Raw genomic sequence first — 13,662 nt, forward strand, 5'->3', positions numbered from 1 at the left:
GATTTACTCCTGCTTAATTAATTGAATATTCCGCGCATTGGCCGCGTCACGCGCCATGGCGGTCACGATGCATTTGCGGTGGACAACCACACGCCCCCGGCTTAGCAGCGCGACATCGCGATAGCTCAGCACCGAACCCGCATGCAGAACCAGCGGCAGTCCGTGCTCATCGGTGAATACCAGCGGCAGACGAGCCAGTTTTTTTACCGGGATAACCGGCAGCAGCTGGCTGTGCAGGCTGAGCTGTACGCGGATGCCAAACGCCAGCGCGTCGTGAATTTTCCGGGCTGCGGCATCGTCGGTTTCTGCATCCGCAAGCTGACCCAGCAGCGGCAGGTCGACGAGCAGGATGCGTAGCGACGCGTGCTGACAGAACAGCGCTGGACAGTCGGCATCGCGAAGTTGCGTAACGCTCAGCGTCGCCGTGCTCTGGGCACGGCGCTGCAGCCGGGAGACAATCTCCTCGACAATGCGCTGCAGGGTTTCGCCGTTCATCGCGGGCCTACCAGCCGGGCAAAGGCCTGCGGGTTATCGGCACCAGCGGCGTTGGCTTCATCGGTATCAATGTGCATTTCGAGGCGCATGTCCGGTGAAACGCGAATCGCCACGTTGTTGAAAATCAGCCCGCGATCGTCGCCTTCAATCGCCACTGAAACCATATCGCCGTGGGAAACCCGCAGGATCAACGCATCAAGCGGCGATATATGGATATGCCGCTGCGCGACGATAACCCCGGAAGGTAGCTCCAGTTCGGCAAAGGGGCTGACCAGGCGGATGCCCGGTGTGCCCTTCAGGTTGCCGGACATTCTCAGCGGCGCGGCAATCCCCAGCGCTCTCGCATCGGTACGCGAAATTTCCACCTGGCTTACCGAGCGCAGCGGACCGAGCAGGCGCACATTTTTGAGCTGTCCTTTCGGCCCTACCAGGGTGACGGTTTGTTCCGCAGCATATTGTCCCGGCTGCAGCAGCGCTTTTTTTTCGCTGATGGGATGGCCAGGAAATAGCTGCTCATAATCCTGCGCGGACAGGTGGATATGACGGTTTGAGACGCCCAGCGGAATAGGCCGCTGGCGCATCTCGTCGAGAACTTTACGGACCGTTGATTGCAGAAGCTCTTTATCCATTACGCTTCACCTCGCTTGCCGGAATGAATGCAAAGCGTACGAGGTTCGCCCTTCTGGCGCGGACATTTTGGATCCAGACACAGATTGCAGCTGACCAGTTCTGATTCCTGCGGGGCCTCTTCGGATGGCGCTTCAGAAACGACATCGGCCATCTCTGACGCTTCAGGCTCAGGTTCAATGACGGAGGGGGAGGGAGCCTCTGCGAGCAGGAGCCCTTCTCCGGGCCTGGCGATAACCTTGTGGGCCACCAGGCCATTCCGCTGTTCGGCGAAATGCGCACCGGTGATGATAGCCGCCTGCACGGAGGCCACATCACCGGTAATTTTAATCACCATCCAGCCTGAACCATTGGTCTTTTCGAGGGCGAGCAGCGTGATAGAAGCGGATTTCGCCATGATATCGGCGCAGCTGATAGCCAGTGCCAGACCACAAACTTCAAGTAATCCCAGTGATTGCTTCACGCGGTGCTCCTTATTTGCCATCGATTAGGCTGATTTCGGTAAAATGGCCTCAACATCGCTGTGCGGACGCGGGATAACGTGGCAGGATTTCACTTCACCCACTACGCTTGCCGCCGCGCTGCCTGCATCTACGGCTGCTTTAACCGCGCCGACGTCGCCGCGAACCATGACGGTAACCAGGCCAGAACCAATTTTTTCGTAGCCCACCAGCTGTACGTTGGCGGATTTAACCATTGCATCGGCGGCTTCAATGGCGCCGACCAGCCCTTTTGTTTCAACCAGTCCCAGTGCGTTATTCATACTGCAGTTCTCCTGTTGCTTAGCTATTCAGATCCCGGAAAGGGATCCCTTTGACCAGCCGTGCCGCGTTATTACCGGTGTTGCGTTGGGCCTGACTGTCCTGATGATGCATCAGCGTAAAAAGCGGCGCCGATGCGGGTAAATTCTTGTAATGCACGACCAGCGAGTGTCGATCGCAGGCAATGCCAACCAGCAGCGGCGAGCTGCGCGCCGCCTGCCAGGCGCTGTCAACGACCTCTCCTGCCGGATGATGCTGAAGCAGGAAAGGGATGCCTTCCTCTTCAATGCCCAGCAGCACTTCGTGCCAAAGGCTGGCGCAGTCGCTGATAACGGTAATGACGATGGCCGGGGCGCTGTGATTACTGTCCATGTGCAAACTCCTTATGCCAGGAGAGAATCAGGCCGGTGGCTACCGCGTTTCTTGGGCCTTCGCTGCCGCGAATATTTCCTCGCCCGGCGACCAGGCGGTAGTGCGCCAGCGCATCGGTGACCAGCTGCGGAACTTCGAAATCCAGCGACGAGCCGCCGACCAGCACCACGAACGGAATATCGCGAATGTTGCCGGTTGGACTGACCTGACGCAGCGCGCGCAGGGCGTTGGTGACAAAGACGCGCTCTTTGGCGCTGCGGCGAATGGCGCGCACTTTTTCCAGCACTAAGTCGCCGGGAAGCGGCACCAGTTCGTCCGGTTTCACCACGCAGACGCGGGCGAACACGGCGGGAGGCAGCGGCGTCGGGAAGAACTGGACGCTGCCGTCCTCGTGGCGTAAGTGGAACAGGCTTTCGACCTTAGCCAGCGGGTATTTTTTGATCTCTTCCGCCAGATAGCGGTCTTCCAGCCCCAGTTCGCGGGCAATAATCATCGTGACCATGTCGCCTGCCCCGGCGAGATGGGTGGCGATGATTTCGCCTTTAGGGTTGATGATGGAGGCATCGGTGGAGCCCGCGCCGAGGTCGAGGATCGCCAGCGGTCGGGTGGTACCCGGCGTGGTCAGCGCGCCCAGAATGGCGGCTTCAGCCTCAGCGCCGCCGATCTGCACGTCGATATTAAGCTTCTGTTCGATTTGGCGGGCAATCATTGCCATTTGCAGACGGTCTGATTTCACCATCGAGGCGATGCCGACGGCCTGCTCCAGCGAGAACTCCCCGGCCAGACCGCCGGTGACGCTCACCGGAACCGAGGTGTCAACGGCCAGAAGATCCTGAATGAAAATCTCGCTGCTGGGCTTATTGGTTAGCTCGGCCATGGTCTGGCGTACGTGCTCCAGCATGCCGCCGATATTGGTCCCGGCCTCGCCGGTGACGTTGTCGAGCTTGCCGCAGCCGTCCACCGCTTTCATGATAGCTTCGGCACCGGCGGCAACATCCACGCGCACGGTACGACCCTGAGCCTGCAGCTCCAGGTTACCGGCGGGTATTGCGCGCGCTTTGACGTCTCCGGATGGCGTTTTAACCACCACGGCGGAACGGTTGCCAATCAGCGCGCGCGCCATCGGGACGATGTTTTTCGTCTCATCGGCGTTGAGATTAAATACGGTGGCGATGCCGTAAGGGTTAGAGAGGGTTTCGATAACCTTTCCCGGCACGGCGACTTCAATCGCCGCCAGCATCCCCAGCGGAATGCGGTCGATGTACAGAACTTCATCGACAATCGGTAGCGATTTTTCCAGCCGGTTGCTGACCAGTACGCCATCGTCGCGCTGCAAAATGACGCCGGTAATCTGGTATCCGGCGCGCATTGAGGCGTTGATAACATTGGCGATATCGGCAAAATCAAAGGCTGACGATACCACCAGAATATAGGACGAGTCCGCCGGGCGGGTTAACAGCTCCTCCGGCGTAATCGTGATACCCACACCAAGGCCTACTCCACCCGGCGTTTTTGGGTTATGGCCGATCATTGTCGATTCGGTGATGATGGTTTCGGTAATGGTTTCCATCGCCACATCGCCAATCACCGGCGTGGCTTCGTTAATGCGGATGAGCGAAATATCGCTGACATTGATCCCCGCGCGCTTTGCGACGAGGGCGAGCGCTTCCTGAATGCCGAACACGTTACGCAACGTGCCTTTGATCCCGGTCGTTTCCGCCAGCGCGCTGTGCGTAATCGTCAGTGCGCCAGTCTCATCTTGCCGCGCCAGCGCGACTTCCGTCGATGAGTTACCGATGTCAATGCCAGCTATATATCGCATCGTATATCCTTTTTCTCGTCGTACTTCAAACTGCCTTTTTGTTGGCTGCGTTCTTTCACCCGAATCACTTACTACAGTAAGCTCATCGGGGTTATGAGGGACATCCCTGTCCCTCACTAAAGCCAGCCTATGGCTGTTCAAATTCGTTCCAGACGAATTTGTCACTCACTTGCCGCCTCAATGCATCTCGAATTACTTAGAGAAAGCTAATCGTCGCCTTTGAGTTTTTTACGCTCAACGTACAGCCCTGCCGCTTCACGAACGAAAGCTGCGCAAATCTTTGCCTGATAACGGTTTTCGAGATCGTCGGCGATAGCGAGCAGCTCTTCTTTCGTTGAACGATACGGACGAAGGGCGTTGTAGATTTCAAGAATGCGATCGTCCGGTACCGCGGTCAGTTCGGCGGCGCGTTCGAAGTTCATCGCCAGCCGGTCGCGGCCCGCATCTTTGGCGATAGACGCCTGTAAGCGCAGGGTTTCCGGGGTAATACGCATATCCTGAGCGGTGACTTTATTGCTCAGCACGTTTTCCAGCGTAAAGTCGTCCAGCGTTTTATTGGTGGCGGTTTTCACCCATTCCGGGTGTTTGTTCGCCAGCGGGTAGTCGCTGACCTTTGCGCTGCGGGACGTGCCGCCTGCCGCAGGAGCCGCTGCTGGCGCATCGCCCTGCAGGCTGTTCATGCGGCTCAATACGTCCCGGACCATCGATTCAATTGCGTCGGTATTCATGGAGTTATCCTTTATCAAAGCGCCACGCGCAGTTCCTGCGGGTTTTTGCCAGTCACGACGTACTTGGTCTCTTTAATGTGCAAAATGGCCGACTTTGCCTGGTACTTCGGGCGTGCCATCTGGTCATTGAGCGTAGGGACCGGCTGCGGTGATTCGCGTTTCGCATAGCGGGCGGCGTTTTTACCAATCTGACGGTAGGTTTCCAGCGTCAGCAGCGGCGCCTGCGGGAACAGCTCCAGGTTAGAGAGCGGCGGTAGCCCCTGCTGGTGGATAACCGTAGTACCTTTCGACTGGATGCCGATGGAGATGCCGGAGCCACTCAGGCGGTTACCTTCCACGGCGACGAACGCCACGTCGGAAGATTTAAAGCAGCGAATCACGCGCGCCTTGATGCCTTCTTCTTCAATACCGGCAATGACTTCGCGCAGAATGCTCTTATGCGGTAAGCCCACGATATTGACGGTTTGCGCCAGGCCAAATGCCGGGCCGACGGCGATAATGACTTCGTCCTGCTGAGTGCCCTGGCGCGCTTCGCCCACTTCGGTCAGAAAGCCGTCGCCCGCAGGCGCAGCGGTCTGTGGTGCTGTGGATGCCGCAGGCGCATTAAACGAGACGGGTTTATCGCTGCCCTTCATATCGCGGAGCACGTCTTCAATTATCTGGCGCAGCAATTTTTCATTAATTTCCATTTCTCACCCCTTAATCAATCTCGTTGGGATCAAGAGCGCCAGGGATGTTTTTAATCTCTTCCCAGCGTTCTCCCTGCAGGCGATAACCTGTTGCCGGACCGGCATAGTCATTGACGTCATTAACCGCAGAGAGCACTTGTCCGTCGCCGACGATAATGGCGGAGGTGTGCAAATAGTCGCCGGTTAGTTTGGCTTTCTGGATGTTGAGCATGTCCTGGGCCACGTCGGTAAACCCGCCCTGCGCCAGCGCTTTAACGACTTCCAGACCGTTGCGGTTTTTATTGATGATTTCCTGGGCGAACTTGATGTCTTCGACGATGTTACGCTCCGGCATATCTTTCGAACCGTGGGCATAGGTCGCGGCTTCAACTTCTTCATCGGTAATCGGCGGTAGTCCCATTCCGGCAAACACGGCCTGCAGCGCGCGGGCGGCTTTGTTACGGATGGCGATAACGTCCTCTTCGCGAACCGGGCGCAGACCGCCGTCCACTTTCAGGTCACGCTGGATAACGTTGTAGTCGTCAAAGTCTTCCGCATCTTCGTTGGAACCGGCGAACATGTTGTCGTAGTTCGGCACCGCGGAATAACCAGAGGAGATAAAGTCGGTACCCGGCAGGAACTGCATCAGCAGGCGCGCGGTACGACGCATATCGGAGTGGGTGAAGGTCTGGTCGTTACTGGAGGCGCATTCCAGATCCAGCGACGAGCAGATCAGGTTTTCCGCCAGCACGGCACGAATGCCTGACGGCACGGCAGACGGTACGCCGATGCAGCTTACGGAGCCGTTTTGCAGACCCTGAACGCCAGCCGCTTTGGTGATATAGATGCAGCGCGCTTCCAGATACAGCATGGATTTGCCTTCGGCGTAGCCCATCTGCACTTCGGATCCGGAGCCGGAGGTGAAGCGCATTTTCAGGCCGCGAGAGGCGTAGGAAGAGGCTAAGAAGCCCTTCGACCATGGTGTATCGTCACCGTCGGTGAAGACCGGCTCGGTGCCGTAAACGGAGATGGTTTCGGCGTAGCAGGTGTGGCCCAGCATGCCGAGCTTAAGCTCGGTGGCTTCTTCCAGGGAGCACTGCGTCAGTACACCCGGACGACCAACCTGAGAACCGACCAACAGCGCGATGGCGTTGAACGGCGCGTAGCGTGCTACCGCAACCGTGGTTTCTTGTTCGTCAAACCCGCGCCATGCGCCTTCGGCGGCATCGGCGGCAATTTGCACCGGGTTATCCTTGACGTTGGTGACGTGCGCCTGCTGAGATGGAGTGCGGCGGGCGCGCATTTTCTGCATCGCCATCATCATCTCAACCACGTTCATATGCGAAACCACTTCAACAATTTTCGCCGGGGTCATGGCGGTGGTCAGCGGAACGATTTCGCTGCGCTTGACGTTAGGATCGCACAGCATATTGGCAAGCTTGACCGAATCCATCGCCATCACTTCTTCGGCGCGGTTCAGGTTGATGCCGTAGCGGGCGATAAAGTGGTCGATCAGGTCGAATTCGCTAACCGGTTTTCCGTCCAGCTCGGTCACCGCGCCGTTAACGATTTTTATCGACGGTTTCGGGTCGTTCGGGCTTTCCATTGCGATAAAGCCTTCTTCGATCCACTCCTTAACAAAGCCGTCCTGATTCACAGGGCGTTTCGCCAGTGCTTCAAATCTTTTCGATCTCATGAATCAGCCTCGTGGGTATCAGATGTAGGACGGGCGATCGTTTTTCGGTTCAGAACCGAGGGTCGCAAGGACGGTTTTGCCGATTTCGCGGGCGGAGGTCACCGCCTGACGGACCGCGCCGGAGTCGCCGGAAATCACCAGAATGGCTTCGTTACTAAAGCTGGTGCCGTGCGCCGGAGAGCTGTACGCCACGACTTCAACGTTGGCTGACTTCAGGGCGGTATCGGCCATCAGTACGCCGACGGAAGCCGGAGCGCCGACAATGACGCCGCAGGCACGGCCAATCGGCGCGCCGAACGCTTTTTCCAGCGCGTAGCTGGCGCGAGCGGTGTACTGCAGCTCGATATGCCCGGCTTCGTTGCCGTAAACATCACCGAAGGTGCGGTCCAGCTCTTTCAGCGCGACTTCGATACCGCGCTTGACGTCGGATACATCGTTACCGCCTAAAATAATCAGCGAACCGTGGCCCGCTCCGCCTTTGGTATCGCGCGGCAGCTCAATGCTGACCACTTCGGTGTTGGTGGCTTTCACCGCTTCGTCCGCCGCCATAATGTGCGGGCCTGCGCCGGTGCGGGCGCCGAGAATGCCGATGGAACGATAGCGCTTCTCAAGTTTCATCGCGTCCAGCAGGGCGGTATCGACGTTGGCGATAACCAGGCCCAGGGTATCGCCAATGGCGGTCCCGACAAATTCCGTTAAACTGCAGCTTTTTTCTGCCATAGCCGTCTCTCGTATAGGTTGGGGTTGACCAGGGATGGCCTGTTGTTCCGGCGTTGCCACACGGGCAATCACCTGCGCCATGATCTGTTCCACCAGCTCATTGCTGCTCATTGGCTAATTCCCTTCGGTAAGATTTTTTCTACATCGGTGTGAGGGCGTGGGATGACGTGTACGGCTTTCACTTCACCCACGTTGCGTGCGGCTGCGGCACCTGCATCGGTGGCCGCTTTGACCGCGCCAACATCGCCGCGCACGATGACGGTTACCAGCCCGGAGCCAATCTTTTCATAGCCCACTAACATCACATTGGCTGACTTAACCATTGCATCAGCGGCCTCTATGGCTGCGGTTAAGCCTTTGGTTTCTACCATTCCTAGTGCTTCTTGTTGCATAAAGACCTCGCATGGAGTGTTCCGATAGTGGGGACTATAAGAAGATGCGAGGAAAAAGAATGGCTGACTTGCTATTGAACATCAGAAAATAATGGGAAAGCAATATGATTAAATTGCCTTTTATTTTTATAACTTATTGATAAATTACATTTAATTTATTATTGTCTATATGATTATTTTGTTTTTATTATTTCATTTTTACATTTTTGTTAGTGACGAGGGTATTTTTATTTGATATGGCGAAAGACGCAAAATGTGATGCTTATTCGAAATTGATAAGTTGGCTTGTGCAATATTTTATTATTTCCACAGGCGTATTTTATAGCTCAAATTTCCCGTGTGATGGGCTGATAAAAATATCGGAAAAGCAAAATTTTGCTATCGCAACACGATTTTTCCGGGAGACAGGTCCGCAGGTTGCCAACAATTTACAGGCGGCACTTTTTATAGTGAGGTTAGCTGTACTCTACTGCCAGCCGAAACTTGCGCTGGCCAGGACACGAACTTTGCTCAGAAGGTGTCACATGAATGATTCTCTAAAGGCGCAATGTGGTGCGGAATTTTTAGGCACCGGACTCTTTTTGTTTTTTGGTATCGGTTGTTTGAGTGCGCTCAAAGTCGCAGGCGCCAGCCTCGGATTATGGGAGATTTGCATTATTTGGGGGCTTGGAATTTCACTGGCCGTTTACCTTACGGCCGGAATCTCCGGCGGACATCTTAACCCTGCGGTGACGATTGCGCTGTGGCTGTTTGCCTGCTTTCCCAAACAGAAAGTATTGCCTTATATTATTGCCCAGTTTGCCGGCGCTTTTGGCGGCGCTCTGCTGGCGTATGTGCTTTATAGTAGCCTTTTTACTGAATTTGAGACTGCGCATCATATGGTGCGCGGTAGCGTCGAAAGTTTGCAATTAGCCAGCATTTTCAGTACCTATCCGGCCGCAGCGCTAAATGTATGGCAGGCTGCGTTGGTGGAAGTGGTCATTACGTCGATTCTGATGGGCATGATCATGGCATTGACGGATGATGGCAATGGCATTCCTAAAGGGCCGCTTGCGCCTTTGCTTATTGGGATATTGGTTGCCGTTATCGGCGCGTCTACTGGACCCCTTACCGGTTTTGCAATGAACCCGGCGCGTGATTTCGGTCCCAAACTGTTCACATGGTTAGCGGGGTGGGGGAACATGGCGATGAGCGGTGGGCGAGAGATCCCTTATTTTATCGTGCCGATTGTCGCGCCTGTTATCGGCGCCTGTGCCGGAGCAGCCATATATCGCTATTTTATTGGTAAGAATTTACCTTGTAACCGCTGTGAACTGTAAGAAAATGCGAACCAGATTCACAGCAATGATGTATCGTAAAAACAGGTGAGATAATTTCGTGATCTGCTTTCACGAACTGATCAAAACGTCTCCCAGCAATGGGAGACTTTTGATATTGTCATTGTACTTTTTATCAGGGCCAGGATAATGCTAATAAAAAGTGAATGTAAATAATGTGTTTTGTTTATAACAATAAATTAACTGAGGGGTTTTATCATGATTTCTGCGAGCGCTCTGAACTCAGAACTCATTAATAAAATCGCACAGGATTTTGCACAAGCCACCGGTCTGGCGGTTGTGGTTGTCAATATTCATGGTGATGAAATATCTGAGCTATTCAATTTCACGCCGTTTTGTCAGTTGATGCGGCAGCATCCCCAGCATAGTACACGTTGTCGTATGAGCGATCGCTGCGGGGGACTGGAGGCATCGAAGTCCGATCAACCCTGTATTTATCGTTGTCATGCCGGTCTAACGGATTTTTCTATTCCGCTGGTAATCGCAGGGCATTTAGTTGGCTTTGTTTTATGCGGGCAGGTTCGTTTAAGTAATGACGTGGAGCTGGTAAACATTCTTAATGTCGACGATCGCTGGCAGGCTGACCCTGAGCTCTTGAATGAATTTCGGAATGTGCCAGAGATGGACTATTCACGCGTTATCGCTTCTGCCGATCTCCTTAAACTGATTGTTGAGAATTGCCTGAAAAAACAGCTCAATTTCGTGGTTATCAAAGACAATCCGCAGCAATCGGAGGCAAATAAAGCCGCTCGTGGTCCCACTCCGCATGACAGTAAAATGAAAAAAGCGCTTCGCTATATTGATGCGCATTTGTCCGACGATCTTCGTCTTGAGGATGTCGCCTCACATGTCTATCTCAGCCCCTATTACTTCAGTAAGCTATTCAAGAAATATCAGGGAATCGGATTTAATGCGTGGGTGAACCGCCAGAGAATGGTTAGCGCCAGAGAATTGCTTTGCCATAGTGACTGGAGTATTGCCAGTATTGCGCGTAATTTAGGCTTTTCGCAAACCAGCTATTTTTGTAAAGTCTTCCGCCAGACCTATCAGGTTACGCCGCAGGCTTATCGCCAGCAGATAAATGAGAATTCTCATCCTCCATCGTTATGAATAGCAATATTTTGCTATTGCCGATTTTTGATAGTGTTTTGTATCTTAATCATTTCAGAAAGAAAATTTATCTGGTGTAACAATAAATTGTCATAGCGCAACAAAATAATAAAATTTAGGGCATAAACTGCACCAGTTTTTATTTTTGTGATGAAGTACAGTGTCAGGAAAGATAAGTTTTATTACGCTTTGTCGATACGTTTTATCGTCAATATACCGGTAAGGATGAGTAGATTAACGTCAGATGAGCAACCGCTCAGGTTATTGCTCACAGAAATGTAAAACGTAGCACATTATTAATTGCCGTTATGGGTGTGCCGTACAGCCATAACGTAAACCAACAGGTTTGCCACATTTGTGGTAGGGAAGGGGGTGAAAATCCCCCGCAGCCCCCGCTGCTGTGATGCTGACGACCCCGTAAAGACCACTGATCGCAAGATTGGGAAGGACGGGCGAGGAGGACGCTAAGCCAGAAGACCTGCCTGTCGGTGATAACCAACAACTTCGGTGGGAAGTGGGTTGCGAAGACGCGTACAGTCGAAAGACTGAACATGCGCGTACCTGTATACCCCTACCACCCTGAACAGGATCAGGGTAATGGCGGCAAGGCATCACGCATTTATTCTTGCAGGCACAGGAAGCGGTTGCGGCAAAACCACGGTGACGCTTGGTTTGTTGAGGCTGCTGCAAAAACGCGCGCTGCGCGTACAGCCGTTTAAAGTTGGGCCAGATTACCTTGATACCGGCTGGCATACCGCTATCTGTGGCGTGGCGTCCCGTAATCTTGACAGTTTCATGCTTCCTCCTCCTGTTCTCAACGCCTTATTTTGCGAACAAATGCGGCAGGCGGATATCGCCGTCATTGAAGGGGTCATGGGGCTGTATGACGGCTATGGCGTCGACCCCAATTATTGCAGCACAGCCGCAATGGCGAAACAGCTTGGTTGCCCGGTCATCCTACTGGTGGACGGCAAGGCTGTTTCAACGTCGCTTGCGGCTACCGTTATGGGATTTCAGCACTTCGACCCGACCCTCAACCTCGCGGGCGTGATTGTGAATCGCGTCACTAGCGACGCCCACTATCAGCTCCTCAAAAATGCCATTGAACATTATTGCTCACTGCCGGTACTGGGGTATGTCCCTCCTTGCGACGGCGTCGCATTACCTGAACGCCACCTGGGGTTGATTACCGCCAGAGAATCCCTCGTCAATCAGCAATCATGGCATGATTTTGCCGCCACGCTGGAACAAACAGTGGATGTGGATGCGTTACTCTCGCTGAGCGTGTTATCAGCGCTTCCGGCGGGAATGTGGCCTGAACGCCCCGATAACACAGCGGGGGCAGGGCTGACGCTTGCTCTGGCGGATGATGAAGCCTTTAACTTTTATTACCCCGATAACATCGATTTGCTGGAGCGTGCCGGCGTTAACATTGTGCGTTTTAGCCCACTGCATGACCGCGTATTGCCTGATTGTCAGATGATCTGGCTGGGCGGTGGATATCCCGAATTATACGCCGCAGAGCTGGCGGCAAATACGGCGATGTTAAAACATTTGCGGGCGGCGCATCAGCGCGGCGTGGCGATTTACGCGGAGTGTGGCGGTCTGATGTATTTGGGGAGCACTCTGGAGGATAGCGGCGGGGAAATTCATCAGATGGCGAATATTATCCCCGGTCACAGCAAAATGGGTAAGCGACTTACCCGCTTTGGTTACTGTGAGGCGCAGGCTATGCAGCCAACGCTATTGGCGGTGCCTGGTGAGATAGTGCGCGGCCATGAATTTCACTACTCAGATTTTATCCCCGAAACACCCGCCGTTATGGCCTGTCGTAAGGTTCGCGATGGTCGCGTGTTACAGGAATGGACCGGCGGCTGGCAGACAGGCAACACGTTTGCCAGCTATCTGCACGTCCATTTCGCCCAGCGTCCGGAAATGTTGCAGCACTGGCTGGCGGCGGCGAGGCGCATATTATGACGATCCTTGCCTGGTGTGTCGCCTGGGTGCTGGATTTTATCATCGGCGACCCTCAACACTGGCCCCATCCGGTACGCTGGATAGGCCGTTTAATCACGTTTGTGCAGCGTATTGTGCGTCGCTATTGTCCCGGCGATAAAGCGCTGCGGATTGGCGGCGGCGTAATGTGGGTTGTGGTTGTCGGGGCGACCTGGGGCGTGGCATGGGGCGTACTGGCGCTGGCGCAGCGGATTCACCCCTGGTTTGGCTGGAGCGTCGAAGTCTGGATGATCTTTACCACGCTGGCCGGACGCTCTCTGGCCCGCGCCGCGCAGGAGGTTGAGCGACCGTTGCGGGAGAACGACCTTGTGGAAAGCCGAATAAAACTCTCCTGGATCGTCGGGCGCGATACGTCGCAACTTCAGCCAGCGCAGATCAATCGCGCCGTGGTGGAAACGGTTGCAGAAAATACCGTTGACGGCATTATCGCGCCGCTCTTTTTCCTCTTTCTCGGCGGCGCGCCGCTGGCGATGGCCTACAAAGCCGTCAATACCCTGGATTCAATGGTGGGCTACAAACATGAAAAATACCGGGCGATTGGTATGGTCAGCGCCCGTATGGACGACGTAGCGAACTATCTTCCCGCCCGCCTGAGCTGGCTGTTGCTGGGCATTGCGGCAGGACTGTGTCGCCTGAGTGGTTGGCGGGCGCTGCGTATTGGCTGGCGTGACCGTTATAACCACAGTAGCCCAAATTGCGCCTGGTCGGAAGCGTGTGTGGCCGGCGCCTTAGGAATCCAGCTCGGCGGCCCAAATAACTACTTTGGCGAGCGTGTGGACAAGCCCTGGATCGGCGACGCGCAGCGCGATATTTCCGTGGACGATATTTCTCGAACGATTCGATTGATGTGGGTCGCTTCAACCCTGGCGCTGGCGCTGTTTATTGCGGCGCGGTGCGGGTTATCTGGTGTGGCCTGAG

General features: G+C 54.7%; 15 protein-coding genes and 1 riboswitch. Of the genes, 4 read left to right on the forward strand and 11 right to left on the reverse strand.

Annotated elements, in window-relative coordinates; genetic code table 11:
* Positions 1-3: 3 nt before the first annotated feature.
* The 11 genes from pduM to pduA all read right to left on the reverse strand — a co-directional run bounded on the left by pduM (position 4) and on the right by pduA (position 8,281).
* Positions 4-495, reverse strand: a complete 492-nt coding sequence (gene pduM, locus OLG56_RS08535; RefSeq protein WP_001012966.1) for a propanediol utilization microcompartment protein PduM — start codon at positions 493-495, stop codon at positions 4-6.
* Entirely contained in the window at positions 492-1,124 is a 633-nt protein-coding gene (locus OLG56_RS08540) for a phosphate propanoyltransferase (protein ID WP_061377428.1), read from the reverse strand. The genes pduM and OLG56_RS08540 overlap by 4 nt, the downstream gene beginning before the upstream one ends.
* The gene (gene pduK / locus OLG56_RS08545; protein WP_077906007.1) at positions 1,124-1,606 is read right to left on the reverse strand and encodes a propanediol utilization microcompartment protein PduK; all 483 of its coding nucleotides are present in this window, start codon (positions 1,604-1,606) and stop codon (positions 1,124-1,126) included. Before pduK ends, OLG56_RS08540 begins: the two co-directional genes overlap by 1 nt.
* A gap of 3 nt (positions 1,607-1,609) precedes the next feature.
* Positions 1,610-1,885 (reverse strand): propanediol utilization microcompartment protein PduJ, encoded by a 276-nt coding sequence (gene pduJ / locus OLG56_RS08550; protein ID WP_001057755.1) that lies wholly within the window; start codon positions 1,883-1,885, stop codon positions 1,610-1,612.
* Between the two features lie 19 nt (positions 1,886-1,904).
* Positions 1,905-2,255 carry a propanediol dehydratase reactivase beta subunit PduH gene (gene pduH, locus OLG56_RS08555; protein ID WP_000377981.1) on the reverse strand — a complete coding sequence of 117 codons (351 nt, stop codon included), beginning with the start codon at positions 2,253-2,255 and terminating at the stop codon, positions 1,905-1,907.
* Positions 2,245-4,077, reverse strand: coding sequence for a propanediol dehydratase reactivase alpha subunit PduG (gene pduG / locus OLG56_RS08560; protein ID WP_061377429.1), 1,833 nt, complete (start codon positions 4,075-4,077; stop codon positions 2,245-2,247). Before pduG ends, pduH begins: the two co-directional genes overlap by 11 nt.
* Before the next feature lie 206 nt (positions 4,078-4,283).
* Positions 4,284-4,805, reverse strand: coding sequence for a propanediol dehydratase small subunit PduE (pduE, locus tag OLG56_RS08565; protein WP_001090597.1), 522 nt, complete (start codon positions 4,803-4,805; stop codon positions 4,284-4,286).
* Between the two features lie 14 nt (positions 4,806-4,819).
* Positions 4,820-5,494 (reverse strand): propanediol dehydratase medium subunit PduD, encoded by a 675-nt coding sequence (gene pduD, locus OLG56_RS08570; protein WP_000405048.1) that lies wholly within the window; start codon positions 5,492-5,494, stop codon positions 4,820-4,822.
* A 10-nt stretch (positions 5,495-5,504) separates the two neighbouring features.
* Entirely contained in the window at positions 5,505-7,169 is a 1,665-nt protein-coding gene (pduC, locus tag OLG56_RS08575; protein WP_001256896.1) for a propanediol dehydratase large subunit PduC, read from the reverse strand.
* Between the two features lie 18 nt (positions 7,170-7,187).
* A complete protein-coding gene (pduB, locus tag OLG56_RS08580) occupies positions 7,188-8,000 on the reverse strand; it encodes a propanediol utilization microcompartment protein PduB (RefSeq protein WP_000097500.1) in 813 nt (270 codons plus the stop codon).
* Complete coding sequence (pduA, locus tag OLG56_RS08585; protein WP_001183618.1) at positions 7,997-8,281, reverse strand: propanediol utilization microcompartment protein PduA; 285 nt, start codon at positions 8,279-8,281, stop codon at positions 7,997-7,999. Before pduA ends, pduB begins: the two co-directional genes overlap by 4 nt.
* Positions 8,282-8,805: 524 nt before the next feature.
* Between pduA and pduF the strand changes: the two genes are divergently transcribed.
* From pduF to cbiB, 4 genes are all read left to right on the forward strand, one after another.
* On the forward strand, positions 8,806-9,600 hold the full coding sequence (pduF, locus tag OLG56_RS08590) for a propanediol diffusion facilitator PduF (RefSeq protein WP_001000023.1): 795 nt from the start codon (positions 8,806-8,808) through the stop codon (positions 9,598-9,600).
* Positions 9,601-9,816: 216 nt separating this feature from the next.
* Positions 9,817-10,728, forward strand: coding sequence for a transcriptional regulator PocR (gene pocR, locus OLG56_RS08595; RefSeq protein ID WP_000622323.1), 912 nt, complete (start codon positions 9,817-9,819; stop codon positions 10,726-10,728).
* Between the two features lie 325 nt (positions 10,729-11,053).
* Positions 11,054-11,228: riboswitch (cobalamin riboswitch) on the forward strand.
* A gap of 97 nt (positions 11,229-11,325) precedes the next feature.
* Positions 11,326-12,705 (forward strand): cobyrinic acid a,c-diamide synthase CobB, encoded by a 1,380-nt coding sequence (locus OLG56_RS08600; RefSeq protein ID WP_000741260.1) that lies wholly within the window; start codon positions 11,326-11,328, stop codon positions 12,703-12,705.
* On the forward strand, positions 12,702-13,661 hold the full coding sequence (cbiB, locus tag OLG56_RS08605) for an adenosylcobinamide-phosphate synthase CbiB (RefSeq protein WP_000153669.1): 960 nt from the start codon (positions 12,702-12,704) through the stop codon (positions 13,659-13,661). Before OLG56_RS08600 ends, cbiB begins: the two co-directional genes overlap by 4 nt.
* Position 13,662 lies beyond the last annotated feature (1 nt).

Origin of the sequence: Salmonella sp. 2018103 (assembly GCF_026247685.1) — a bacterium.
Taxonomy (GTDB): domain Bacteria; phylum Pseudomonadota; class Gammaproteobacteria; order Enterobacterales; family Enterobacteriaceae; genus Salmonella; species Salmonella enterica.